This is a genomic window from Acinetobacter sp. WCHAc060006, assembly GCF_004209135.1.
GTDB lineage: Bacteria > Pseudomonadota > Gammaproteobacteria > Pseudomonadales > Moraxellaceae > Acinetobacter > Acinetobacter cumulans.
Genome location: NZ_SGSS01000017.1, coordinates 1 through 26,080, shown reverse-complemented (window position 1 = coordinate 26,080; position 26,080 = coordinate 1). Strand labels below are relative to the sequence as shown.

Annotated in this window: 24 protein-coding genes, 4 tRNA genes and 1 pseudogene; 25 read left to right on the top strand and 4 right to left on the bottom strand. The window is 42.2% G+C overall.

Translation table 11 applies throughout. The features are described from left to right. Window positions 1-10: 10 nt before the first annotated feature. Entirely contained in the window at window positions 11-2,164 is a 2,154-nt protein-coding gene (gene fadB / locus EXE29_RS10990; protein WP_120364687.1) for a fatty acid oxidation complex subunit alpha FadB, read from the bottom strand. A gap of 483 nt (window positions 2,165-2,647) precedes the next feature. On the opposite strand from fadB, the gene EXE29_RS10985 reads away from it, so the two are divergent. After that, window positions 2,648-3,067 carry a PH domain-containing protein gene (locus EXE29_RS10985; RefSeq protein WP_106984273.1) on the top strand — a complete coding sequence of 140 codons (420 nt, stop codon included), beginning with the start codon at window positions 2,648-2,650 and terminating at the stop codon, window positions 3,065-3,067. Here the strand turns inward: EXE29_RS10985 and EXE29_RS10980 are convergent. After that, the gene (locus tag EXE29_RS10980) at window positions 3,054-4,145 is read right to left on the bottom strand and encodes an AAA family ATPase (RefSeq protein WP_120364688.1); all 1,092 of its coding nucleotides are present in this window, start codon (window positions 4,143-4,145) and stop codon (window positions 3,054-3,056) included. The two genes, EXE29_RS10985 and EXE29_RS10980, sit on opposite strands and share 14 nt — an antisense overlap. A 179-nt stretch (window positions 4,146-4,324) precedes the next feature. On the opposite strand from EXE29_RS10980, the gene EXE29_RS10975 reads away from it, so the two are divergent. The 5 genes from EXE29_RS10975 to pgsA all read left to right on the top strand — a co-directional run bounded on the left by EXE29_RS10975 (window position 4,325) and on the right by pgsA (window position 8,876). Further along, window positions 4,325-4,915 carry a hypothetical protein gene (locus tag EXE29_RS10975; protein WP_120364689.1) on the top strand — a complete coding sequence of 197 codons (591 nt, stop codon included), beginning with the start codon at window positions 4,325-4,327 and terminating at the stop codon, window positions 4,913-4,915. A gap of 72 nt (window positions 4,916-4,987) precedes the next feature. Beyond that, window positions 4,988-5,236, top strand: a complete 249-nt coding sequence (locus tag EXE29_RS10970) for a hypothetical protein (RefSeq protein WP_120364690.1) — start codon at window positions 4,988-4,990, stop codon at window positions 5,234-5,236. Between the two features lie 196 nt (window positions 5,237-5,432). Then, window positions 5,433-7,238 carry an excinuclease ABC subunit UvrC gene (gene uvrC, locus EXE29_RS10965; protein WP_120364707.1) on the top strand — a complete coding sequence of 602 codons (1,806 nt, stop codon included), beginning with the start codon at window positions 5,433-5,435 and terminating at the stop codon, window positions 7,236-7,238. 143 nt (window positions 7,239-7,381) lie between these two features. Next, window positions 7,382-8,176, top strand: coding sequence for a thioesterase family protein (locus tag EXE29_RS10960; protein WP_106984276.1), 795 nt, complete (start codon window positions 7,382-7,384; stop codon window positions 8,174-8,176). 112 nt (window positions 8,177-8,288) lie between these two features. Beyond that, window positions 8,289-8,876: a CDP-diacylglycerol--glycerol-3-phosphate 3-phosphatidyltransferase gene (gene pgsA / locus EXE29_RS10955; protein WP_106984277.1), complete on the top strand. Its 588-nt coding sequence runs from the start codon at window positions 8,289-8,291 to the stop codon at window positions 8,874-8,876. A 763-nt stretch (window positions 8,877-9,639) separates the two neighbouring features. Here pgsA and EXE29_RS10950 read toward each other — a convergent pair. Both EXE29_RS10950 and argH read right to left on the bottom strand, forming a co-directional pair. Continuing rightward, window positions 9,640-9,915, bottom strand: coding sequence for an oxidative damage protection protein (locus EXE29_RS10950; RefSeq protein WP_120364691.1), 276 nt, complete (start codon window positions 9,913-9,915; stop codon window positions 9,640-9,642). 29 nt (window positions 9,916-9,944) lie between these two features. After that, window positions 9,945-11,375 carry an argininosuccinate lyase gene (argH, locus tag EXE29_RS10945; protein WP_120364692.1) on the bottom strand — a complete coding sequence of 477 codons (1,431 nt, stop codon included), beginning with the start codon at window positions 11,373-11,375 and terminating at the stop codon, window positions 9,945-9,947. On the opposite strand from argH, the gene EXE29_RS10940 reads away from it, so the two are divergent. The 19 genes and pseudogenes from EXE29_RS10940 to EXE29_RS10850 form a co-directional block, all read left to right on the top strand. Further along, on the top strand, window positions 11,366-12,517 hold the full coding sequence (locus EXE29_RS10940) for a sensor histidine kinase (RefSeq protein WP_120364693.1): 1,152 nt from the start codon (window positions 11,366-11,368) through the stop codon (window positions 12,515-12,517). The two genes, argH and EXE29_RS10940, sit on opposite strands and share 10 nt — an antisense overlap. A 56-nt stretch (window positions 12,518-12,573) precedes the next feature. Continuing rightward, a complete protein-coding gene (locus EXE29_RS10935; RefSeq protein ID WP_120364694.1) occupies window positions 12,574-13,314 on the top strand; it encodes a LytR/AlgR family response regulator transcription factor in 741 nt (246 codons plus the stop codon). A 94-nt stretch (window positions 13,315-13,408) separates the two neighbouring features. Then, entirely contained in the window at window positions 13,409-14,326 is a 918-nt protein-coding gene (gene hemC / locus EXE29_RS10930; protein ID WP_117006635.1) for a hydroxymethylbilane synthase, read from the top strand. Window positions 14,327-14,347: 21 nt separating this feature from the next. Further along, complete coding sequence (locus EXE29_RS10925) at window positions 14,348-15,127, top strand: uroporphyrinogen-III synthase (protein WP_117006636.1); 780 nt, start codon at window positions 14,348-14,350, stop codon at window positions 15,125-15,127. Beyond that, window positions 15,124-15,957, top strand: coding sequence for a hypothetical protein (locus tag EXE29_RS10920; protein ID WP_120364695.1), 834 nt, complete (start codon window positions 15,124-15,126; stop codon window positions 15,955-15,957). Before EXE29_RS10925 ends, EXE29_RS10920 begins: the two co-directional genes overlap by 4 nt. A gap of 6 nt (window positions 15,958-15,963) precedes the next feature. Beyond that, window positions 15,964-17,157, top strand: a complete 1,194-nt coding sequence (locus EXE29_RS10915) for a heme biosynthesis protein HemY (protein ID WP_120364696.1) — start codon at window positions 15,964-15,966, stop codon at window positions 17,155-17,157. A 13-nt stretch (window positions 17,158-17,170) separates the two neighbouring features. After that, the gene (locus tag EXE29_RS10910) at window positions 17,171-17,599 is read left to right on the top strand and encodes an acyl-CoA thioesterase (protein ID WP_120364697.1); all 429 of its coding nucleotides are present in this window, start codon (window positions 17,171-17,173) and stop codon (window positions 17,597-17,599) included. A 136-nt stretch (window positions 17,600-17,735) separates the two neighbouring features. Beyond that, window positions 17,736-18,059: an H-NS histone family protein gene (locus EXE29_RS10905; RefSeq protein ID WP_120364698.1), complete on the top strand. Its 324-nt coding sequence runs from the start codon at window positions 17,736-17,738 to the stop codon at window positions 18,057-18,059. 185 nt (window positions 18,060-18,244) lie between these two features. Continuing rightward, window positions 18,245-18,988, top strand: a complete 744-nt coding sequence (gspN, locus tag EXE29_RS10900; protein ID WP_106984287.1) for a type II secretion system protein N — start codon at window positions 18,245-18,247, stop codon at window positions 18,986-18,988. Then, window positions 18,988-19,848 (top strand): type II secretion system protein N, encoded by an 861-nt coding sequence (locus EXE29_RS10895; RefSeq protein WP_120364699.1) that lies wholly within the window; start codon window positions 18,988-18,990, stop codon window positions 19,846-19,848. Before gspN ends, EXE29_RS10895 begins: the two co-directional genes overlap by 1 nt. Window positions 19,849-19,887: 39 nt before the next feature. Next, a complete protein-coding gene (gene gspD, locus EXE29_RS10890; protein ID WP_120364700.1) occupies window positions 19,888-22,140 on the top strand; it encodes a type II secretion system secretin GspD in 2,253 nt (750 codons plus the stop codon). 100 nt (window positions 22,141-22,240) lie between these two features. Beyond that, the gene (locus EXE29_RS10885; RefSeq protein WP_106984290.1) at window positions 22,241-22,945 is read left to right on the top strand and encodes an FHA domain-containing protein; all 705 of its coding nucleotides are present in this window, start codon (window positions 22,241-22,243) and stop codon (window positions 22,943-22,945) included. A 134-nt stretch (window positions 22,946-23,079) separates the two neighbouring features. Beyond that, entirely contained in the window at window positions 23,080-23,748 is a 669-nt protein-coding gene (locus EXE29_RS10880) for a phosphoglycolate phosphatase (RefSeq protein WP_120364701.1), read from the top strand. Between the two features lie 109 nt (window positions 23,749-23,857). Next, on the top strand, window positions 23,858-25,351 hold the full coding sequence (gene trpE / locus EXE29_RS10875; RefSeq protein ID WP_120364702.1) for an anthranilate synthase component I: 1,494 nt from the start codon (window positions 23,858-23,860) through the stop codon (window positions 25,349-25,351). A gap of 98 nt (window positions 25,352-25,449) precedes the next feature. Beyond that, window positions 25,450-25,525 (top strand) — tRNA-Thr (locus EXE29_RS10870). 52 nt (window positions 25,526-25,577) lie between these two features. Beyond that, window positions 25,578-25,661 (top strand) — tRNA-Tyr (locus EXE29_RS10865). Window positions 25,662-25,700: 39 nt separating this feature from the next. Beyond that, window positions 25,701-25,776, top strand: a tRNA-Gly gene (locus EXE29_RS10860). 16 nt (window positions 25,777-25,792) lie between these two features. Further along, window positions 25,793-25,867: transfer RNA gene (locus EXE29_RS10855), tRNA-Thr, on the top strand. 150 nt (window positions 25,868-26,017) lie between these two features. Further along, a pseudogene (locus tag EXE29_RS10850) lies at window positions 26,018-26,080 on the top strand (GTP-binding protein); the annotation flags it as partial.

Sequence of the window (26,080 nt, the reverse complement as noted above, 5' to 3'; positions counted from 1 at the left end):
ACGTTGCTCCTTAACCGTAGAATTTTTTGTTGTTAGCAGCCATGTCACGCAACATTTGTGGCGCTTCATAAGCTTTACCTAAGTGCGCGTATTTGTCGCAAAGCGCTACGTATTCAGCTACACCAGTTTGGTCGATGTAACGGCATGGGCCGCCACGGAATGGAGGGAAACCTACACCCATGATCATCGCCATGTCAGCTTCAGACGCAGTTGCTACGATGTTGTCTTCTAGGCAGCGAACAGTTTCGTTGCAGAAAGTCAGCATCATGCGGTCAATAATTTCTTGAGCGTCAAATTCGCGTTTCTCAGCAGTTGCAACAGATGCAACAAGCTCATAAGCAGTTGGATCAACCACTTTGGCTTTTTTGCCTTTACGGTCAAGTTCGTACTTGTAGAAACCAACGTCGTTCTTTTGACCCAAACGTTTTGCTTCGTACATGGTTTGAATTGAACCTTTGAAGTCTGGCTTCATACGGTCAGGGAAACCTTCAGCCATTACTTCTGCACCGTGAACGCCAGTGTCGATACCAACAACGTCCATCAAGTAAGCAGGGCCCATTGGCCAGCCGAATTTTTCCATCACTTTGTCGATTTGCTGGAAGTCAGCACCATCTTTAAGCAGAAGGTCGAACGCGCCGAAGTAAGGGAACAATACACGGTTTACAAGGAAGCCCGGGCAGTCGTTTACAACGATTGGAGTTTTACCCATTTTTTGAGCAAGAACCACAGTTGTCGCGATTGCCTCGCTTGATGTTTTCTCACCGCGGATCACTTCTACCAATGGCATCATGTGAACTGGGTTAAAGAAGTGCATGCCTACGAAGTTTTCAGGACGTTGTAGGTTTTCAGCCAAGCGAGTGATAGAAATCGTAGATGTGTTAGAAGCAATGATCGTGTTTTCACGAACATTTTTCTCAGTTTCAGCAAGTACGATACCCTTAACTTTCGGGTTTTCCGTTACTGCTTCAATCACGATGTCCACTTCTTTGAATTCGTCATAGCTTAATGTAGGACGAATGCGAGCAAGTGTTTCACCCATTTGCGCAGGTTTCATTTTCTTGCGTTCAACTTGTTTTGTTAACAAGCCATTCGCTTCTTTCATACCTAAAGCAAGTTGTGGGTTACCAATGTCTTTCATGATGATTGGTGTGCCTTTGCTTGCCGCTTGGTAAGCAATACCACCACCCATGATACCAGCGCCAAGTACAGCTGCTTGGTTTACAGGGTGCGCACCTTTTTCATATTTTTTCGATGTTTTCTTCACAACTTGGTCGTTGATGAATAAACCAATCAACGCGCCAGCTTGTGGAGTAACAGCGGCTTTAGCAAAGCCTTGCGCTTCAATTTTTAGCGCTTCATTACGTGGAAGGCTTGCACCTGCTTGTAATGAGTCTAAAAGTAGTTTTGGCGCAGGGTATTGAGCAGGATTGGCTTTTGCAAGTACAGCACCTTTTGCTGTATTGAATGCCATCATTTGCTCAAGCATGTTGAGTTTAACTGGATCAAGTTTTTCTTGACGTTTTGCTTTCCAGTCTACACGGCCAGCAAGTGCTTGCTTCACAAGATCAATTGCAGCGTCTTGTAGTTTGTCCGCAGCCACAACCGCATCTACAGCACCGTCTTTAAGCGCAGCAGCAGGTTTCTTAGGCGCAGCCATTGCCATCCATTCAACCGCGTTGTCGATACCGATTACACGGCTTAAACGAACAGTACCACCAAAACCAGGGTAGATACCAAGTTTGATTTCTGGAAGGCCAACTTGTGCAGCTTCAGACATGACACGGTAGTCACACACGAGGCACATTTCAAAACCGCCACCTAAAGCCATGCCATTAATAGCAGCAACTTTAGGAACGTCTAAATCTTCAAATGCATTGAAAATATCGTGAACAGGCAGTGCCCAGTCCACAATGGCTTGTTCGCCTTGAGCGAAGTTTGCACCAAACTCAGTGATGTCAGCACCAACAATAAATGTTGATTTGCCTGAAGTGACGATTAAACCTTTAACGTCTGCGTTTGCTTTAACAGCGTCAATCGCAGCTTTGAAATCTTCAATCGTTGCGCGGTTAAATTTGTTGACCGACTCACCTTGTAAGTCAAAGCGGAATTCTGCGATTCCGTCCGAAAGCATTTGGACGGTAATGGCATTGCCAGCGTGGATCATGCCTGATCTCCTTTATTTTGGAGGACTTCTAAGTTGATGTTGTGAAGCGTGAGCGCCATTCCTGCGCACATTTCTGCTTCGCCAATCTTACGATAACTATATCCAAAAAGAACATAACAAGTTGTATCAAGCCGTGACGCAAGGGTCATCAAATTTTTTAGTCTTTAAACTTGCATCCCGTGTGTTTAAGGCTTAATTCAGCAGGTCATGATGCGAAGAAACTTTTGTTTCGACTCATATTTTTAGTTTTATCACGCTTATGTATATGAGGAATTAGTCTAATTTTTCAAGAGAATAAACAGTGTCGGTCGAGTCAAAAAGGTCAATTGGCTCATTTTTTGTGATGCTGTCGACAGTGTGGCAAAGAGAATTACATCGCCAGCATAGGGTTTTAAGTTCAGGGCTACACTTAAGTTTCCCATCATTTTGATTTTTTCATTTTGTCTTTTGTATAGAATGCAATAAAGAAGGGGGAATTCAACGATGCAGACACAGACATTTCATTCAAAAGTCGATTGGTGGGTATGGGGCTTTGTTATTGCTATGAGTGGTTTGTTGCTACAGTTACTCCTCAATATGTTGGCCAAAGGCAGTCTGCAACAGAATTGGTTATTTGCTACAGTTTATGCGCTCACGATTGTGGTGTTGTGGTGGCCCTTGTGGAGTACACGTTATCAGCTCCAAGCCAAAGAATTGGTGGTGAAATGCATGTTTTTGACATGGCATATCCCTTTAGAAAGCATACAGCATGTCAAAGACACTGACTTTTCAACAGTTGCACCTGCATTGTCTTTTCAGCGCCTACGTATTGATTATGCTCAAGAGGGCAAGCAAAAATTTATTTTAATCTCGCCACGTAAAATCGCCTTATTTAAAGCCAGTTTGGGGGCTAAGCTTGAATAGATGTTTCTTCTGAGCTACTTGAAGTGTTTTGCTGTGTTGCTATACACAGCACGCCTTGGTGCATATCTAGGGTTAAGTCCATGTGCTCGGGGTGATTTAAAAAATACACTGCCAAAATAGGCTCAAGCTCTGTACGCATTTTACGTCCTAAATGGCGTGCACCATAACGAATGTCATGCCCTTGATAAAAATGCGCTTTGGCTGCATCTGTTAAGTTCACGCGACGTTTTTGATGTTGTAAGCGTAGATTTAATTTTTCCAGTTCAATATCGACCAGTTTGGGTAAAGCATCATCTTGTACAGGTAAATAGTGCAAGCTACGATCAATACGGTTTAAAAATTCTGGATCAAACTTACGTTGCATGACTTTTTCAATGATGGTTTGTGTCGGCACACGTTTGAGGCAAATGTCCTGCATTTTTTTAGGTAAAAAATTCAGCTTATCTAAATATTGCTGTGCGGCTTGAGCACCCACATTACTGGTCATAAAGATCATGCAGTTACGAAAATCAATGGTTTTTGTTCCAGCTGTTAGCGTTAAACGGCCTGTATCCAGTACGTTCATGAGCCCGCGGATCACTTCATTTGAGGCTTTTTCCAATTCATCAAACAGGATAATGCCTGGGCGGGTATGGCTGCCCGCAATTGCCGTTTCATCAAATAAGCTATGGCCTTCTTTAGAGCCGACATAACCCGGAGGCGCGCCAGTTAACGCAGCTGCGTAGTGTTCTTGCGCTAAAGTGTTCATATCAATGCGGCAAAAGGCATCTGGGCGGCCGTAAATAGCTTCGGCAATGAGACGAACGGTTTCGGTTTTACCCACACCAGTCGGGCCGAGCATTAAGGTGACTGCTAAAGGACGGTCTGGGCTGGAGAAATCCGCTTTAACCACATGCAACATTTTTTCAATTTCATTTAATGCGGCATCCTGCCCAATAATGCGTTCGCGCAACTTTTGCATGACCACTTGAGGCTCAAAATGAAAACGTGGTTTGCCAATCAAGCGGTTTTTTTCTGAAGCGCTGTGTGTAGAGAGTGTGGGGTGCACAGCATGGAATACATGATTGGCATTGCTCATTCGGAAGAATCCTTCGGTCAGTCATGCAAGGGAGCATAGCAAATTTCAGTTTTTGCACTGATAGTTTTTAGCAATCAGATGATTGTTGAAAACATAGAAATAACTGGCTTTTATTGTGTTGGTGTGTGAAATTTAGCCAAAGTTTAATAATTAAAAATAAAAGGATACGGTATAGCGCCATGAAAAAAACAATAACGTCTGCCATTTTTGCCCTCATGTTGGCTTCATGCGGCGGTAATGATCAAGATCAAGAGACTGTGATTCCTGAGAACTTATATGCCATTGATGGTTATACGGGAGCTTATGATATAGATGATCTTATAATGTTCACCTCTATTTATACGAATGGCAAAACATATAGTTTTGATGAAAATAAAAATTTATATATTAATTACAGTGATTTACCGATTTTTAAGACTGAAGTATTAAGGCAAATCATTACGCCGGATTATTTCTTATCAGAAAAATCGGTATATTTAGAACAACATAAATATTGGGTGGGCTCGAGCGCAAGTTTTAAGAATGATGAATTAACTTATAGCTTGAGCACGGATAGGCGAAACCCTCCTTTAATCATGTCTTGGAAATATAAAAAAATAGATGTATCTGGAAGGATGATTAGAGAGGATTCCAGCAACCCTTTGCATTATATCCAATGGGACAGTGTTGCCCAAGTTATTGCTATGGTTTTGGGGATGCCTTCTGTGGCAAATAATGTTTTTCCGCAAGGTTCAGAATGTTGGCAAAAACAGTCGGCTTCAAGCAGCTAAGAGTATATTGAATTTTATCCTGAACAGATTGCTCCCCATGTGGAGGATACACAGGACGTCGTTCGGAGCGGTGTGTGGAATAATGTCACATGGATTGAGTTTCAACGCCAAGAGGGTGAGAGTGCATTGGCGAATATCAAACTTGAAATAGAGGGAGATATATATTGGGGTTTCTATCATTTTAAAAATGAAAGTTTGATACAAGTGCCAGATCAGCTTGCTTGTGATTTTATGAATGAAACGGCATTTAATGCATTTAGTGATTCGTTTTCAAAACATAAAAAAGTGAATGAAGCTTTAAATGGGAATGGCTCAAAATGAATGCCGTCACTGGAGATGGCTTAGCGATTTTATCTACAAGGAAGTCAAATGAACACTGCTTAGTCAGATGATATAACTGAGCCAGATATAGTCGAAGAAACTTCGAATAATTAAAAAATGGGTCGATCCGCTCAGTTGAAATTTGGAATTTGAGCTATATTTTAAGTGTGCAAATCCATTTTTAAACAGGATGCCTGTGAACGAAAACGCGCGTGAAAATATCGAAACGATTTTAGCCAATATGACCACTTTGCCCGGCGTGTATCGTATGTTGGGTAAAGATGGCGAGTTGCTGTATGTCGGTAAGGCTAAAAATTTAAAAAACCGCGTATCGAGCTACTTTGTTAAAACTATTGAGCACCCGAAAACACAGGCTTTGGTCGCACGGATTTATGATATTGAAACGCTGGTGGTTCGTTCGGAAACCGAGGCGTTATTACTCGAGCAAAATCTGATAAAGCTGCATCGTCCGCCGTATAACATTATGCTGCGTGATGATAAATCCTATGTGTATATTTTTATTTCCAGTGATAAGCCATACCCGCGTATTGCCTCAGGTCGTGGCAAAGGCAAACATCAAACAGGCAAGTTTTTTGGCCCTTATCCGAGTGCCTACAATGCCCGCGATACGCTGGTGGTATTGCAGAAACTATTTAATGTGCGCCAGTGTGAAAATAGCTATTTTTCACAACGTAAGCGACCTTGTTTGCAATACCAAATTAAACGCTGTTCTGCGCCATGTGTAGGCCTAATTTCCCCTGAAGATTATAAAGAAGACGTCAATAACTCGATTCGTTTCTTGCAAGGTGACACCAAAGAACTGAATCAGGAGCTGATTCAAAAAATGGAAACAGCTGCTGAAGCGCTAGAGTTTGAAAAGGCAGTGTTCTACCGTGACCGTATGGCCTTGCTACGAGATGTGCAGTCGCAGCAGGCCATTTATAAAGTCAAAGGCGAAGCGGATATATTGGCGATTGCCTACCACGCGGGTGTCACTTGCGTGCAGATCATGCATGTGCGCAACGGTAAAATGCTGGGTGGTAAGAGCTATTTCCCCGACATGTTGGGCGATGATTTAGAACAGATGCTGGCAGATTTTATGGCTAACTTTTATTTCCAAGTGGCGGATGAAATTCCTGCTGAGCTGATTGTGAATGTAGAGCCAGCCAACCGTAAAGAGCTGGAAGATGCGCTGCATCAGCACTTTGAGCAAAAAATTCAGATTAAGCACAGTGTGCGTGAAACCCGTGCCGAATGGCTCGAACTGGCGCAAATGAATGTACAGCATGCGATTAAAGGCAAGCTGGCGAATCATTTTGAGCTCAATGAGCGTTTTCATCAGTTAGAACAGGTGGTAGGGCGTCCGATCGATCGCATCGAATGTTTTGATATTTCTCATACCATGGGGGAGGAGACCGTGGCCTCCTGTGTGGTCTTTGATTCAGGTGGCGCACGTAAGCGCGATTATCGTCAGTTTTCTATAAACGATATTACTGAAGGCGATGATTATGCTGCCATGCGTCAGGCACTGACCCGACGCTATAAAAAAGCCATGTTACCCGATTTACTGTTGATTGATGGGGGTAAAGGGCAATTACACATGGCGATGGAAGTCATGCAGGAGCTTGAGCTCGATGCTTTTATGGTGGGTGTCTCTAAAGGAGAGGGGCGTAAGCCCGGCTTAGAAACCCTGCATTTTACCGATGGCACCAAAATTCAATTGCCCGAAGACCATAAAGCGCTACATTTAATTCAGCAGGTACGTGATGAGGCACATCGTTTTGCGATTACCAAGCATCGCGCCAAACGCGATAAAAAACGGAGTTCATCGGTACTTGAGGCAATTCCTGGCTTAGGACCAAAACGTCGCCGTGACTTGCTCACGCATTTTGGAGGCATTCAAGGCGTGTTAAAAGCTTCTGAAAATGATCTAAAACTGGTGCCTGGTTTGGGGGATGTGATGGCGCGAGCAATTTATAAAATATTGCATGAGGCACTTTAGATTCTGCTGTTTGAATGGCTGAGATAACAAATGAAATGACATAGTCTTGGCCAAAGTGCTCAATGACGCATGGGTCAATGATCATTCACATCAGTTCAAACTTGCATAACTATACAGACTAAGTGCTTTAGAAAGGATGCCCCATGTCGTTAACGCAAATGTACGCACAAATTGATCAATCTGAATGGGTTGATATACCAGAAGGATGGTTACAGGGACGGACCATTTATGGTGGATTGGTTGCAAGTATACTGATGCATAAAGCCATTGCGACCATTGCAGATGAAAGTAAAGGCTTATTGAGTGCCAGTGTTACTTTTGTGGGGCCAGTGCAATTGGCCAAAGTAAAGTTAAGCGCAGAAATCTTGCGACAAGGCAAGTCGGTGACCACCATTGAAGTGCGTCTATGGCAAGATGACGCCGTACAAACAATTTTGCTTGCGAGTTTTGGTGTGCTACGTGATTCAAGCATAGTCGTTCATCATGAAGAGCCTGCGCCAGAGTATCCTGCAGTTGAACAGCTTCAAATCGCACAGCATCATCCGCTGGCACCTGAATGCTTTAAACAAATGCAAATGATTTGGGCAGAAGGGCAATATCCATGTACTGCAAGCCCGAAGCCAGACTTTGGTGGCTGGTTTCGCTTTGATCCTGCATTGCATGAAAATCGAGCATTACAAACGGCGGATTTGATGGCTGCGTTTGATATGTGGCCACCTGGTGTGTTGCCAATGTTTAAGACTATGGCGCCAGCCAGCTCACTTACATGGCAATTGACCTGTGTGCATCCATTGCAGTCAAATCTGCATGATTGGTTGAAATATAAAGTCTTTACAGACTATGCTGCACATGGTTATGCCACAGAACAGGCGCAGCTTTGGGACAGTGCTGGCCGTCTGATTGCAATCTCGCGACAGGTGGTGACGGTCTTTGCCTAGTGACACTGTTGGGCATTTCGTATAAAGTGAACGCTATTAATAATGATGGATAAATCCTCAGAAAATTGTGCATTTACATCGTGCATGACGGGGGTAAACACTGGCGGTGTCTATGGCAGCAGGTCGAATCCTGAATATTCCAAATATTTTAACTTTAGCGCGAATTGGGCTAATTCCAGTCTTTCTTGCGGTAGCGTATTGGCCACCAGCAATGGGCGTAGAAGGCCATGATGCAAGTATGTCGCGTCATATTTTGTTGACGGGTATTTTTGTTGTCGCTGCAGTAACCGATTGGTTTGATGGTTATTTGGCGCGTACTTTGAATCAGACATCGGCATTTGGTCGCTTTCTAGATCCTGTTGCAGATAAGTTGATGGTGGCCGCCGCGCTAATTGTTTTAGTGCAATGGCAACCTACTATTTCCATGGCTTTTGCTGCAATTGTGATTATCTCACGCGAAATTACCGTGTCGGCTTTACGTGAGTGGATGGCCGAGTTAGGTGCACGTACCAGTGTGGCTGTATCTACGGTGGGTAAGTATAAAACTGCTTTTCAAATGATTGCGATTACCGTGTTTTTATTAAACTGGCAACCGCTTGAAATGTTGGGTTATGGCTTGTTATATATGGCTGTGATCTTAACTTTATGGTCGATGTTTATTTATTTGAAAGCTGCATGGCCGTATCTAAAGCAACCGTGATTGAACACAAGATTTAAAAATAAATAAAGCTCCTCAATGAGGGGCTTTTTTGTTTTAGGGCACTCTTGGTTGGATCTGGTTGGATCGGGCATAGTGTAGATTATGCAAAAAGCAGATAAAAAAATTCCCAGACTTTGGGGGAAGACTGGGAATAAAAATCGGGGATATTTGTGGTTATAGAAAAAGAGTTTGTCTCTCTATCCTTAAGTGCCATTATAGGCACTCACCTGATAGGAATCATGTGGCTTCTTGTAGTGTAATGTTGAGTTTTATGTGGGTTGTGTATCTGCATGTTTACATTAAATTATTTTGATACAAAGCTGCGTGCTTGAAGTATTTCTGGTACATGAATAATTGTTGTTCATTTTGTTTTTATTTCAGGCTTTATTTTAATCGTTGGTAGATGAACGCTTTGCTCGCTCAGGTATTGGTCTGTGGTAGAGCAATTTAATAAATAAAAAAAAGGAGCCTTTGCGGACTCCTTTTTTGACATTTGAAACTGTGCGCTTCGCTTGTCTTACGTAATTTTTAGAGCAGTAAAAAAGAATCCCCAAAATTGGAGATTCTTTTTGAATTAAAGCCTACGCGGACTTCGTCCTTGTCTTGCGTAAAAAAGAAAAGCAGTGCTTTAATTTTTCCACTCGAAGCATGGCTTCTCGTCTTGTGGCGTGGCGGAGCATTAAAAAAGGAGCCTTTGCGGACTCCTTTTTTGACATTTGAAACTACGCGCTTCGCTTGTCTTGCAGAAAAATAAGGCAATGCCTTATTTTTCTTCAGGCTTTAACCCTTCAGCTTTTTCAAGTGATTCATCATTGCTGAAGAATTTTTCGCGCTGTTCTTCAAGGAACTTTTTAGCATCCGGTTCAAACACATTTAAACGCTTTTCATTGATGAGCGTTGTTTGGTGTTTTAACCATTCGCCCCATGCCTGTTTAGACACGGTGTCAAAAAGTTCTTGGCCTTTTACACCAGGGAAAGGTGCAAAGTCTAAGCCTTCCATTTCAGCCTGATATTTACGGCAAAAAATTTGTCGAGACATATCAATACTCCAAAGTTTATATAAGGCGATTAAGCGTAAAGTGCTTCTAAACGTGTGTAAGCACGTGCAATAGCCGCTTCAACTTGAGCAGGCGCCGTACCACCAATATGGTTGCGCGCATTCACAGAAGCTTCCAGCGTTAATGCTTTTTCAAATACGTCTGCTTGAATCAAATCTGAGAACTGTTGTAATTGCTCAAGTGTTAATTCAGACAAGTCTTTGCTTTCTTGCACGCCAAGCGCAACCGCTTTACCCACAATTTCATGTGCGTCACGGAATGCTACGCCGTTTTTCACGAGGTAGTCTGCAAGGTCTGTCGCTGTAGAGAAACCACGAAGGGCAGCTTCACGCATGATTTCAATGTTTGGAACCAATGCAGGAATCATGTCAGCAAATGCCATGAGTGAACCACGAACCGTATCGATAGCATCAAATAATGGTTCTTTGTCTTCTTGGTTGTCTTTGTTGTATGCCAATGGTTGGCCTTTCATCAGCGTTAATAAGCTCATGAGGTCGCCATATACACGGCCAGTTTTACCACGAATGAGTTCAGGTACATCTGGGTTTTTCTTCTGCGGCATGATTGATGAGCCTGTGCAGAAGCGGTCTGGAATATTCACAAATTTAAATTGTGCAGATGTCCAAAGGATCATTTCTTCTGACATACGAGATAAATGCATCATGATGAGTGATGCAGCAGCATTAAATTCAATGCCAAAGTCACGGTCAGATACAGCATCGAGTGAGTTTTCAGCAACAGCTTCAAAGCCTAGAAGCTCAGCTGTATATGCACGGTCGATTGGGTAGGTTGTACCTGCAAGAGCCGCTGAGCCCAATGGCATACGGTTAGTACGTTTACGGCAGTCAATTAAGCGCTCAGAGTCACGTACTAACATTTCAAACCACGCCATTAAGTGGTGACCAAAAGTCACTGGCTGTGCAGTTTGTAAGTGTGTAAAGCCTGGCATAATGGTATTGGTATTTTTAGCGGCTAAGCCCAAAATACCTTTTTGCAATTTTTGCAATAATTCTAAAATAGCATCAATTTCATCACGCACATATAAGCGGATGTCTGTTGCCACTTGGTCGTTACGGCTACGACCCGTATGTAATTTTTTGCCTGTGATGCCAATACGCTGAGTCAAACGTGACTCAATGTTCATGTGCACATCTTCTAGGTCAATGCGCCACTCGAAGTTGCCAACTTCAATATCTGCTTTAATTGCAGTTAAGCCCGTGATGATGTCATCACGTTCTTGTTCTGTTAAAACGCCAACTTTTGCAAGCATAGTTGCATGGGCAATAGAGCCTGCAATATCTTGTTTATAAAAGCGTTGGTCAAATTGAACAGATGCTGTAAATTCAGCTACAAAAGCATCGGTTGCTTCAGCGAAACGGCCGCCCCACATACCCGAAGTTTGGGCTTGTGACGGATTAGAGGAATTAGAAGATGTGGTCATGTCGGCTCAATAAGATAAAAAGCGGTAGAACTAAAAAGAGTATAGCAAATTCAACGCCCATTGCCGAAGCTGACCTGCAAACTTTTCGTGAGCGGTCAAGAACCACGACCTTAAGTTACTTCACAACGCGTTTTGGTCGAGGGAAGTATTTACTGGAATTGTTGTGGGCGGGCAATATTTTGGCCTTGGTTTTGGCCTTGGCACAGGCCAGAGCTTGGGAGAATTTGAGCTTTACCCATACCATGCAATATGTACTATTTATTAATTGGATTTTATTGGCTTTTGCTGCTTTAACAGAATATTTTGAGGCGAGGTTGTCGCCATTAAAACTACAATTTAAGTTGTTTTTGGGCTTTTTACTGCTACAAGTCTTGGTGTTGTTGACGACCTTGAGTATCAATAGCCTAATCTATTTTGGTGAAAACCTGAGTTTGGCTGGCTTGAGTGCAACGCATGCGTGGGATGGTGTGTTGATGCATTTAAGTTTTGGTGTGCTTTTAGGAACGATTTGTTTTCGTTATATTTATTTAAGAGAACTTTGGGCGCGTAAACAAAACAGTGAGTTGAATGCGCGAATTCAGGCGATGCAAGCGCGTATTCATCCGCATTTTTTATTTAATAGTCTGAACAGTGTCATTAGCTTAATTGCGATTGATCCCGATAAAGCTGAACAAATGCTGTTGAATTTATCGCGCTTATTTCGGGCCAGTTTTCAGGAACTCAAATTGGTGAGCCTAAAAGACGAGGTAGAGTTGTGTCAGCGTTATTTGGCCATTGAACAAATTCGCTTAGGTGAGCGTTTGAGTGTGGAATGGAAACTGGTAAATCCAGAAATGTACGATCGCGTACAAATTCCACTGCTAACTTTACAACCTTTAGTGGAAAATAGTATTTTTCATGGAGTTGAAAAAATTCTAACAAAGAGTACGATAAGCATATTGATTGAAATTTCGCAAAATCAAGTCAATATCGTCATTACTAATCCTTTTGTTCAGGATAAAATAAAGTTACGCCAAGGACATGGTATTGCAGTTGAAAATGTACATCAGCGCTTAAAGGCCTATTATGGACCGCAAGTGACATTTCAAACGTATGCAGGAAAAGAAATGTTTACAACCGTTGTACAATATCAATATAAGTAAAAAACAGCACCGCGCACTTATAAAAATAAATAAAGTGAACTGTGTAAGGAGGAGAAATGGACATCCTGATATGTGATGATGAGTCTCTGGCAGTAGAGCGATTATCACGTTTGGTCACACAGATGGGACATCAAGTTGTGGCAACAGCATCGCATGGTCAACAGGCGATTGATTTGGCACAAAGCCTAGAACCCGATGTCATCTTATTAGATATTCAAATGCCTGAAATGGATGGTTTGGTTTGCGCACAACATTTACGTGAGCTGGATCCAATGCCAGCTATTATATTTTGTACGGCCTATGATCACCATGCACTGGATGCATTTAAATCCAATGCCGAGGGATATTTGCTTAAACCCGTGATGCAACAGGAATTGCAACAAGTTTTAGATCATCTCGTTAAACTCACTCAAGCTCAAATGAGCGGTATAAAACAAAAAGAAAATATGGAAGAACTTAAAATCAGCCGTCATCAGATTGCGGCAAAGACTTATCGTGGTGTGGAATTGGTGCCTGTAGAAAATATTTACTATTTTTTGGCGGATCAAAAATATGTCACGGTAAGACATAAAAATGGCAGTGTTTTGATTGATGAAACATTGAAAGATTTAGAACTCGAATTTGGGGACCAATTCATTAGAATCCATCGTAATGCTTTGGTGTCAGTGAGTTATTTAGATGGCTTAGAAGTAGTAAGTTCGGGGCAATATCAAGTACGTTGTCGTGAACTGGAAGAGCGCTTGGCAGTGAGTCGCCGACATTTACCCAGTTTAAGAGAGCGCATACAAAAACTATAATCTTTAATCGCGTATTTGTGCCTTAAAGATATTGCATTTCAATGTAAGACAGTTAAGTTTAGAATGTGTTCATATTGACTGTTATTTGAATGTTATGAAAACCCTGAAGATTGCAACACGACAAAGCCCGCTTGCACTTTGGCAAGCGGAGCACATTAAAGCTCGTCTCGAAGCCCTGCACCAAGGTTTGCAGGTGGAGTTGGTTACATTTGTAACTCAGGGTGACAAAATTTTAGACACACCCTTGGCTAAAATTGGTGGTAAAGGTTTATTTGTTAAAGAACTTGAAGCTGCTTTACTAGATGGTCGTGCAGATTTAGCCGTACACTCCATGAAGGATGTGCCAATGGCATTACCTGAGGGTTTAACGCTGGCAGTAATTTGTGAGCGTGAAGATCCGCTCGATGCTTTTGTTTCAAATACTTATGCAAGCTTTGCAGACTTGCCTCAGGGTGCTAAGGTGGGCACATCAAGCTTGCGCCGTAAATGTCAGATTTTAAAAAGCCGTCCAGACCTCGAAATTATTGATTTACGTGGCAATGTGGGCACACGTTTATCTAAACTTGATGCAGGGTTATATGATGCGATTATTTTGGCCAGCGCAGGTTTAAAACGCCTTGGTTTGGCTGATCGCATTCGTCATAGCTTAGCCGCTGAATTAAGTTTGCCTGCTGTGGGCCAAGGTGCATTGGGCCTAGAATGCCGTGAAGCAGACAGCACAGTATTGGATTATATCTTGCCTTTAATGCATGACGAAACCAATGCCTGCGTACGTGCGGAACGCGCTTTTAATGCCTATTTGGAAGGTGGTTGTCAGGTGCCAATCGCAGGTTATGCGACCTTGCAACAGGATGGATTGCACATTGAAGGGCGTGTCGGTAGTGTTGATGGCTTAACGCTCCTACAAGCAACCCAACAAGGTGCAACGACAGATGCAGAAGCACTAGGTGTGGCCTTAGCCAAAGATTTGCTGGAGCAAGGTGCTGGCGATTTATTGAAAGCCTTGTACTAAACACGTTTTATCCTTCACGCCATGTTGTTTATTAACACTCGACCCGCAGATCGCGCTCAGCAGCTGACGTCAGCATTACAAGCTGAGGGATTGACTGTATTAGAACTTCCTCTGCTAGCACTTGAGGCGATGCCGTGGTCTGAATCACTTGCGACTTTATTTGCCCAAATAAACGAAGTGCAGGTGATTGTTGTGGTGAGTCCAGCAGCGGTGGAATTTGGCATGCAGGCCTTGGCTCAAGCTGGTGGCAAGCCTGAAGATTTACACAATATTCAGTGGATTGCGGTCGGGCAAGCAACAGCACAAGCACTATTGCAATATGGCTTCGAAAGCCAAGTGCCCGAAGTTGAAACCTCGGAAGGCATGCTACGTTTACCTGTGCTACAACGACTTGGTCGAACGGCGCGGATTGCGTTTTGGCGTGGAGAAGGTGGCCGTCAATTTATGATGGATACTTTAGCTACACAAGGGATTCAAGTTCTCAATTTTGTGTTGTATCGACGCTATTGCCCAACCTCTACAGAGCAAAGCTTGCAAGAAAATTTGGTGTTCATTCGTGAGGCTTCGCTTTGTGTATTACTGGTGAGTAGTGAGGCCAGTTGGCGTAATTGGCTACGATTAGCACAGCACTATTCGCTTGGACAGATCTCAATATATTGTTTTGTTCTGGCTGAGCGAGTGACTCATCTGGTCGAGCAATCTTGTCATGAGCATCAATTGGGGTATCAGGTGATACAGCTCGAAGATTTAAAACAGGATACTATTTTAAAACAGCTTCATGCTGTGCAAGGGAATACATGAAGAAACTGTCTATCTTGTTGGTGGTTGTACTGGCATTATGGTTGCTGAAGTTAAGTTATGACGTTTACCTGTTGCAAGGGCAGCAGCAACAGGCGCAACAGCATCAAAGCCAATTAGAACAACGCAATGCCAGCTTAAATGATCAAATGGCGGCATTAAAACGACAAATAGGCGAGCCATTGACCACAAATGTTGCTCCAAGTGCACAAGTCGATCCGATTCCAGTTGAGCAAATGGCGCCAAGCAAGCTCATTGCAATGCAGTTGGATTACATTGAGTTTGCCTTACAGCAACAACAATATACTTTGGCTTTAGATAAGCTGATGAAATTGGATCAAAACTTAGAAGGCTATACTTTGGCACCTGCTTTGAAAGTTAGTTTGCATCAGGTGATTGAAAAAGATCGGGGCAATATTGTGCAATTTGTACATGCACGGAATGCACAAAACCAAAAGACGGTGAATCTGCTCCAGCAATTGGATGCGGAATTGGCTAAAGAAATCCAAAAACAACATATTGGTTTGCCAGAACAACAAGATCAGTCATTTTTAAAGCGTTGGATTCAAATTGAATCTGTCGATCGACCAAGTGCGGTTTTAATGCAACGTTCATTGGTTTTAAAAGAAGCCCAATTGCGCTTATTAAATGCACAGCAACTTTTACAGAAAGGGCAATATCAAGCCTTTCAAATTGAGTTGACATCGATTGAAAAGAGTTTAAAACAACTTCCAGATATCAACACCCAGCATTTTATTCAGCGTATACATCAACTAAAACAATCCCCTGTATTTACTGCACCTGTATTAAATACACGAACTTTAATCGGATAAGCCAATATGAAGCAGATCATTTTAGCCTATCTCTTTGTCGGCTTATTATGTACCGCATTATTTAGTTTGTTGAGCTATGGTTATGGTGCTGGCTATGTTTATTTATATTGGCGTGAATGGCAAATACAAACCAATCTGTGGGTTTTAATTTTCTGTTTAATTTTATTAAGCTTTATTGTTCAAATGCTTTGGTTATCCGTAAAACGTTATTTAAGCCGTGAGCAACGTAAAATTGAAACGGTTTTTAGTTTTAATCAATTGCATCCCTATGAGCAATTGGCAGTGGTTTGGTTATTAAATGCAGGTCCTGATCAGCAAAACTTTATTCAACAAGTGTTCAGTCAATCAGGTTTATTAAAAGGGATTATTAGTGCGCGTTTATATTGGATGCGTCAACAATATAACGAAGCCTTAATTGCTTTAAATGAAGCAAATCCGATGGCATTTGAGCTAGCTGAACAACAGCGTATTGAGATTTTTTTGTCAAAGCATGATGGTGAGCAAGCACTCACACATCTGGAATTTTTAAATCAACATGAATTATCCCCTTGGTTAAATAACGTTAAAGAAGCGTATGAGCAACGTTTAATTAGCTTGTGGGGGCAGTTTGCTGCGCAGTTTCCGTGGTTATATTTACATTCTACGCGCTACGGACATTTAGATGAAACTGCAAAGCAGGTCTGGTTAAAGCAGTTGTTAAAGGCATTTGATCAAGCCTCCGTTGCTGATTTACAACGTTTGCAACAGCGCTATCTAGATTTAAGCGAACAAATCGAGGTGCGCCCTTATGATATTAAAGTGCTTTGGTTGAAGATTTTAGCGCGTTTACCAGAATTAGGCATGCAGCATCAACAGCTCGCAGAGCACTTGCTTGGAGAGCAATTCAATCAAGAGGTGTTTTATTTGTGGTTTGAGCAACAACTATTGTGTCAAAACCCAGACTATCAGCGGGCTGAGCAGCAAATTTCGCTTTGGGAAAGTCGTTATCCTGCATTGCCTGTATTAAGTTTTGCAAAATGGCATGTGTATATGGCCACAGGGCGTATTCAAGATGCAGAAGCACTGTTGCAGTTATATCCAGATGATGTGTTGATGAGTTATTTAAGAATTAAGTCTTTGTTGCAAGGTCAAGAAGATTTAGTGCAACAGTTAAATCTTATTTTTGAAAATAATGCGAATTTTGTGAAAATTAAAATTTAAAGGAAAATTATAAATGGACTTAATCAAGCATTATCCAATTATTCTCAAGCAAGTTGTTGCATGGGGGGATATGGATGCTTTTGGTCATGTAAATAATACGGTTTATTATCGTTATATGGAAAGCGCGCGAATTCTATATTTTGATGCTTTAGATATATTTTCGACCGATGTATTTACAGTTGTGGCTTCGAGTCAGTGTCAATATTTAAAACCTGTATTTTATCCCGATACATTAAGTGTGGCCACACGTATTGAAGAGCTCCGAAATAGTGCATTAAGAATGAGTTATGTTTTATGGAGTGAAAAGCAACAAGCAGTTATTGCTCAAGGAGAGGCAGTCATTGTTTGTGTAGATAAAATCAATATGAAGAAAACAGCAATTCCAGAGCGCGTACGTTTAAAAATGAAAGAAATAGAATTAAGTGTTTCTAATATCATTTAAATTCGAGGTATATATATTTTGTGAAGATTAGTGAAAACATGTTTTTTATTTTTATTTTTATTGAATATTAATTGTAATATAAATATGATGAGCGTGTTTTACAAAACAAAATAAAATGAAACTCGGAGTTAATGTAATGCCAGACATCAGTAATTTATCTGTAGAAGAATTAAAACGACTACAGGTTGAAGCGGAAGCTTTAATTGCCTCTAAAAAAGATCAAGCAGTTGAAGATGCCTATAATCAAATCCTAGAAATCGCAGAAAATGTAGGTTTAACGATTGAACAAATTTTAGAATTTGGTGCAAGCAAACGTAAAAAAACTGTGCGTAAATCAGTAGAGCCACGTTACCGTAGCAAAGCAAATCCAGAAGACACTTGGACAGGTCGTGGTAAACAACCTCGTTGGTTGGTTGCAGAACTTGAAAAAGGTGCGAAGTTAGAAGATTTTATTATCTAAGTTGACGCAAACTTCGAGGCAATTGGTCATGGCATCGTCATGATTGGACGCTAAGATAAAAAACCAAGCATTTTTGCTTGGTTTTTTTATCCCTATGAATTGGCGTTGTGGAAAAAGTGTGCATAATGTGTCTATAAAGAATGCGAGTTTCATGGAAGAAAAATGATAATTTTAGTTGGGGCAGGATGAGCAAGAAACCAAAGCAAATCAGATGGTTGATCTTTGCTGTCATTAGTTTTTTTATTTTTATCCTGTTGCAAGTACCAGCAGCATGGATTTTTTCAAAATTTTATAAAAATAATCAGACCCTTCATAACGTCAGTGGCAATATTTGGCGTGGGCAGGCAGATTGGAAAAAAGATCAGTTAACAGGGTCAGTCAGTTGGAAAACTCGGCCTTGGGATTTAATTTTACTGCGCTTGGGTGCAAATGTTGAAATTCATAGTGGCAATACCAAGCTTGATGCAGTGCTAGGCTATGGCTTAGGTAAAACGCTACATGTTCAAGATATGAATGGGCAGATTGCGCCAGAAACACTCAAAAGTTTAGCCGATTGGCAGTGGCCCGTGAATGCTATTCAATTAAAAGATGTTGCGGTTCGATACCATCCAAGCCAAGGTTTTACGCAGGCAGAAGGTCAATTGCAATGGGCGGGTGGTGAGTTAATTTATACCTATGCACAACGACAAGACCGAATGACGATTCCGTCTTTAATGGCTAAGCTCTCAGATGAACAAGGTAAGTTGCTCATCGATGTGCGTGATCAACGTGAACAAAAAATGATGAATTTGCAATTGGATGCCAGCCTAATGCTGGATGTGCAATTGACACAGCGCTTATTAATGAATGTTGCTTCTTATGATGGAAAAGCTGGCTTAGATACTTATGTAGTGAGCTCACGTCAGCCATTGATACGAGGTGGCATGTAATGAGTGCGTGGATGGATAAAATTAAACAACTGGATTTAAAGCAAGCAGATCGTATCGCACCTGTGGCACTGGCCATCGCGATTTTAATTTTATGTTGGAAGTTAGCCGCTTTACTTTGGTTGCTATTAGCGCCACCCCAAGTCATGCAAATCGAGCGGGTGGAATTGGGTTCACAGCAAGCTCAAGTACCCAATATCAGCTCATTCGCACTTTTTCAAGAAGCGGCCAATACATCTGCAGCGGATCAGCAGTTAAATATGAGTTTGCAAGGTGTAGTACAAGGTTATCCAAGCCAATTCTCTTCAGCCGTGATTAAGGTCAATGAAGTTGCCGATCGTTATCGCGTGGGTGAGATGATTTTAGGTTCCAACTATAGTTTGTCTGAAGTGTATTGGGACCGTGTGATTTTAAGAAACAACAGTGGCGCAGTGCGTGAACTCAAGTTTAAAGGTATGGAAAATGGTTTAGATCAACCGATTGTTCCAGAACTTAATCCCAATGCATCAAATAGCAATACAGGTGCATCTGCACCCGCCAATACACAAAATACACAGCCCAGTAGTGCCATAGGCCAAGCAGTACAACAGATACAAGAAAACCGTGATCAGTATTTACAAGATATGGGAATTGGGTCGTCGGCAAATGGCAGTGGTTATGAAGTTACAGCGCGTACACCCGTAGGGCTACGCAATAAACTTGGTTTGCAACCTGGCGACCGTATTATGTCGCTCAATGGTCAAACGGTTGGGCAAGGGAAAACAGAAGCACAATTATTAGAACAAGCTCGACGTGAGGGTCAGGTCAAGCTCGAAATAAAACGCGGTGATCAAGTGGTAACCGTACAACAGGATTTGAAGTGATGTGTGATCACTAAAGCAGGTTAGGAAACACGAGTAGTTATGGCTTTATTCAATAATAATCGTCCAATATTGGCCGCCTATGCTTTGGCGCCGCTGGTGGCTATGGTCAGCACTGCCAGCTATGCACAGACATGGAAAATTAATTTACGTGATGCAGACTTAACTGCATTTATTAACGAAGTTGCAGACATTACAGGTAAAAACTTTGCTGTAGACCCACGGGTTCGAGGTAATGTCACAGTTATTTCAAACAAGCCACTGAATAAAAATGAGGTTTATGATCTCTTTTTAGGGGTATTAAATGTCAATGGCGTGGTCGCCATTCCGTCAGGCAATACCATTAAATTGGTGCCAGACAGTAATGTGAAAAGCTCAGGTGTCCCTTATGATGCACGTCATCGTGCGACGGGAGATCAAATCGTAACGCGTGTGATTTGGTTGGATAATACCAATGCCAATGATTTGATTCCTGCACTGCGCCCACTCATGCCACAGTTTGCACATTTGTCTGGGGTTGCAGGGACGAATGCTTTAATTGTTTCAGATCGTGCAAGTAATATTTATCAGCTGGAAACGATTATTCGTAACCTTGATGGCACAGGTCAAAATGACATTGAAGCGGTGACCTTACAGTCGAGTCAAGCAGAAGAAATGATTGGCTTATTGGACTCTATGAGCTCTACAGGTGCAGCCAAAGATTTGAAAGGCGCACGTGTGCGTATTATTGCGGATAATCGAACCAATCGAATCGTGATTAAAGGCGATACGGCATCGCGTAAACGTATCCGCCAAATGATTGAAATGTTGGATGTGCCATCTGCAGATCGTTTGGGTGGCTTAAAAGTTTTCCGTTTAAAATATGCCAGCGCAAAAAACTTGGCAGAGATTTTACAAGGCTTAGTCACGGGGCAAGCAGTCTCATCGACAGATTCGTCTAAAGGATCATCTTCTTCAAATACCAATTCGACCATGAATAGTTTAATGAATAACAATTCAACGTCGAATAATGGCTCAAATAATAATACGGGTTCGAGTATTAATTTAAACTCAAATAATAGTAGCGCTAACCAAAATAATATCACTACGTTTAACGGTAATGGCATTAGTATTATTGCCGATGCAACTCAGAACGCATTGGTAGTGAAGGCTGATCCTCAGTTAATGCGTGAAATTGAATCTGCGATTCAGCAACTAGATACACGCCGTCAGCAAGTGTTGATTGAAGCGGCGATTATTGAAGTTGAAGGCAATGATGCAGATCAACTCGGCGTACAGTGGGCATTGGGGGATATTAGCAGCGGTATTGGTATTATTAACTTTGATAATATTGGCTCTAGCTTAGGTCAGATTGCAGCAGGTGCGGTAGCGAATGGTGCTTTGGGAGCGGCCAGTGCGGTGAGTGCAGGGACGTCCTTGGTCTTAGGTGATTATAAAGAAGGCAGTGATGGCTCACGTAAGCTTTATGGCGCAATGATCCAAGCCTTAAAAGAAAACACCAAATCCAATTTGTTATCTACACCTTCAATTGTGACGATGGACAATGAAGAAGCCTATATTGTGGTCGGTGAAAACGTACCTTTCGTCACAGGCTCAGTGTCTACCAGCTCAGCGGGTACAGCCAATCCCTATACAACAATCGAACGTAAAGATGTGGGTGTGACCTTAAAGGTGGTGCCACACATTGGCGAAGGTGGCTCTGTTCGTTTAGAGGTGGAGCAAGAAGTTTCAGATGTAAAAGCCAACAAAGGGCAAGCATCTGATTTGGTGACCAGTAAACGTGCTTTAAAGACCTCTATTTTGGCTGAGCATGGGCAAACAATTGTACTCGGTGGTCTAATTTCAGATAACACATCTTATCTACGGCAGGCAGTTCCTGGCTTGGGTGCAATTCCAGGCTTAGGTCGCTTATTTCGCTCCGATGGAAAGTCCAATAAAAAGCGTAATTTATTGGTCTTTATTCACCCGACCATTATTGGTAATAGCAACGAAAGTCGCCGTTTGACTCAGCAACGTTATAATCAATTGTATAGCTTACAGTTGGCTTTAGACGCTGATGGTGGCTTTGCGAAATTGCCAGAGCAGGTAGAGGATGTCTATCAACAACGTTTGCCAGTTTCAAAACTTGCATCTAATGTGACGGGTACGACCTATCAAACTGTGCCTACTGCTCCTGTGGCGCAAACGGCACCTGTGACCAAAGTGGTAACGACACCTGTCGCCATAGAGCCAGCATTAAAGCGTCAGACAATTACAGTGCCAAACGGTGTACCGGCCAACAAAAACAACCAATAAACATGATGCTCACATGCTGAATCAAACTTTAACAGGGGTGTTAAAGCTTTCTTGATTCAGCATGCTATGATGCTAAAAAATCATGTAGAGAAGCAATTTCATGACTTGGAAAATAAAAGCCCTAGGTGGCGACTTGGCGGCGCAAGAGATCAATATTGAGCGTGACCTTTTGGTTGGACGCCATCAAGCAGCAGATATTGTGTTGGCACAAGCAGATATTTCACGTAAACATGCGGCTTTTTTGCTCAAAGAACAAGCGTTATGGGTGCAAGACTTAGGTTCTTCAAACGGGACTTTTGTCAATGATACTCGTCTGGCTACAGAAGAAGTTGAATTGCACGCAGGTGATGTGGTGCAGTTTGCCAGTGCGACTAAATTTACGGTTGTTGCTGTGGCAGCTTCTGTAGATGCACCAGTGACTCCATTGCGTCAACCTGCTGAAGCTGTTGCGGTGTCTGAGTTAAGTATTCAGCCTGAGCCAACAGTTGCACCTGTAGTAGAAGAAGTGAAAACAGCTGCGCAGCAATTGAGTGATCAGGGCATGACACAGCTAGGTGAGCGCGATAGCAATGTACAGCTCAATCGTGATGGAATGCCTCAAAATGTTTCTGTACCTAAACCTGCGCCAATTCCTGAAGGTGTAGATATTAGTGCAGTGACGCCTGAGCCTAAACCAATTCCTGTTGAACAACCCATCACACGTGCCGAAGAAGAAAAGCTTGAGCAAAAAAATGCATCTTTGGGGCTAATGAGTCTGATTGTGTTAATTATTCTTGCGCTTGTTGCATGGTTTATTTTTAAATAAACCCGAAGTTGCGAATACTAAAGGCATGCAATCGCATGCCTTTGTTGTATTGATATAAAAGATATAGACCACAATTGCATCTCAAGCAGATGAAATGTATGGTTTGAAATGAAAATGAAAAAATTGAGGGTGTTATGTTTGATGTGAAGTTGCAAGACCGTGAAGTCTTTCTATTTGACTTGGATGGAACCTTGGTCGATTCCGCAGCCGACTTATATTTGGCTATGAATATGAGTCTCAATGTATTGCAACTTCCAGCGGTGAGTGAAGAACAAGTGCGTGCTTGGATTGGAAAGGGTACTGCGCTTTTTTGTCGTAGTGTGTTGGAGCACTTAACCGTAACGGTGGATCCTGCACAGCACCAACAACTGTTGGCAACATTTTTAAAAATTTATAATGCCGATCCATGTGCAGAAACCCGTCCATTTGTTGGGGTGCTTCAGTTTTTGGATTGGGCAAAAGCACAAGGCAAAACTTTGGTCTGTGTGACCAATAAACCAGAGCAACCGGCACGAACGATTTTAGAAACTCTGGATATGTTGCATTATTTTGATGATGTGATTGGTGGCGATCGCTTTGAAGAACGTAAACCACATCCACGTCAGTTGAATCATTGTGTCGAACATTATCAGGTCAGTTCAGCACAAATATTGATGGTGGGAGACTCTTCAAATGATGTTGAAGCGTCACGCCGTGCGGGTATTGATTGTATTGTGGTCAGCTATGGCTATAATCATGGTGAAAATATAGCAGACTGTCAGCCACAGTTAATTGTGGATGATTTACGTGAACTGCTGGCTTAGCAAAGGGTACTAAGGAAAGAAAATGAATAGTTGTAAGGTTTTTCGATGGCGTCGCTCAGTTCAATTTTATTTACATACTGAGTAACCCTATTTAAAAGAGAAAAACCACATGACAACATCAGCACAATTTCAGCAACTCGCTCAACAAGGCTATAGTCTTATCCCAGTGTATCGTCAGCGTTTAGCAGATACAGATACACCGCTGTCTATTTTTGCGCGTTTAAAACAGCACCAACAAGCCTATTTGTTTGAATCGGTTGAGGGGGGTGAAAACTGGGCGCGTTATTCGATTATTGGTTTGGGCGAGTCCACTGTATTTTCATGCAATGAAGGTGTGCTTACTGTGAAAGCTGCCGATGGCAGTCTGAGTAAGCAAGCCTGCCTCGATCCATTTCAATATATCCGCGACTTTCAATCACAGTTTAAAGTTCCAACCCAACAGGACTTGCCGGGCTTACCAAGCTTTACAGGTGGTTTGGTGGGCTACTTTGGTTATGATGCGGTGCGTTATATCGAACCAAAGCTAAAAAATGTACCTGCGGACGATCCAGTTGGATTGCCAGATATTTGGATGATGCTGTCTAAAACCGTGATTGTGTTTGATAACTTAAAAGACACGCTGTTTTTAATTGTGCATGCGGATGCAAATGACGCCGATGCCTATAGTAAAGCACAAGCACAATTAGATAAACTGGAAGATATACTTGCGACGCCTGTCAGCTTAAAAGCCATCAAACACACTGCACCACACTTTGAGTCTTTAACAGGCCATGACAACTTTTTGGCGTCCATTGAAAAAGTAAAAGATTACATCCGAGCAGGGGATGTGATGCAGGTGGTGCCAGGTCATCGTATGGTGTCAGACTTTGATGGAGAACCATTACAAGTTTATCGCGCATTACGTCATCTTAATCCTTCGCCATATTTGTTCCTTGTACAAGGGCAGACCTTGGGCAATAACACCCCATTTCACATTGTAGGGTCTTCACCGGAAATTTTGTCACGTTTAGAAAATGGTGTCGCTACTGTGCGTCCATTGGCGGGCACTCGTCCACGTGGCAAAACTAAAGAAGAAGACTTGGCTTTAGAAAAAGATCTGCTTTCAGATGAAAAAGAAATCGCTGAGCATTTAATGCTGATTGATTTAGGTCGAAATGATGTGGGTCGTGTTTCAAAAATTGGTAAAGTTCATGTGACTGATCAAATGGTGATCGAACGCTATTCGCATGTGATGCATATTGTGTCGAATGTGCAGGGTGAAGTACGTGACGATGTAGATGCTTTGGATGTTTTTAAAGCAACATTCCCTGCAGGAACACTTTCAGGCGCGCCAAAAATACGTGCGATGGAAATTATTGACGAAGTTGAGCCAGTAAAACGCGGAATTTTTGGTGGTGCTGTTGGTTATTTAGGCTGGCATGGTGAAATGGACATGTCGATTGCCATTCGTACCTGTGTAATTCGTGAAAATAAGGTCTATGTTCAGGCTGGAGCAGGGGTGGTTTATGACTCAAATCCTGAATCTGAATGGAATGAAACGCAAATAAAAGCTCGCGCAGTGATCAAATCGGTTGAATTATCATCAAATGGTTTGATTTTATGAGTTTTTCACGTTTTTTTTAGAAAAAACACTTGCAAGGATTTCAAGATTTGCTAAACTGCACACCGTTCCGATACGAAACGTACGAAACACTAAGAAACGCCGGCATAGCTCAGTTGGTAGAGCAACTGACTTGTAATCAGTAGGTCCACAGTTCGAATCCGTGTGCCGGCACCATCTTAGAGGGTTTGAGTATGGTTGAAGAACGACACTGAAGTAAGTGTAAAATGGTGAGGTTCCCGAGCGGTCAAAGGGGGCGGACTGTAACTCCGCTACGAAAGTTTCGAAGGTTCGAATCCTTCCCTCACCACCAATTTTAAGACTTCAATTAAGTGGAATGTACCAACATCGTGCGGGAGTAGCTCAGTTGGTAGAGCGGCAGCCTTCCAAGCTGCATGTCGCGAGTTCGACCCTCGTCTCCCGCTCCATTGAAGTACTAAATTTGCTCTTATAGCTCAGTGGTAGAGCACTCCCTTGGTAAGGGAGAGGTCTCGAGTTCAAATCTCGATAAGAGCTCCAGATTACAGTTTAGCAACTTTGTTGCACAAGATTTCAAAAGCAGGCTTATTAGTCTGCTTTTCAAGTATCAGGGTGTCTATTTTTTTAGGCAAGCAAGTCGATGCTGGGTTTTGCTCAGAATTGTGTTCGACGTAAACGAGGAATATAAACATGGCTAAGGCTAAGTTTGAACGTAATAAGCCACACGTTAACGTGGGCACAATTGGTCACGTT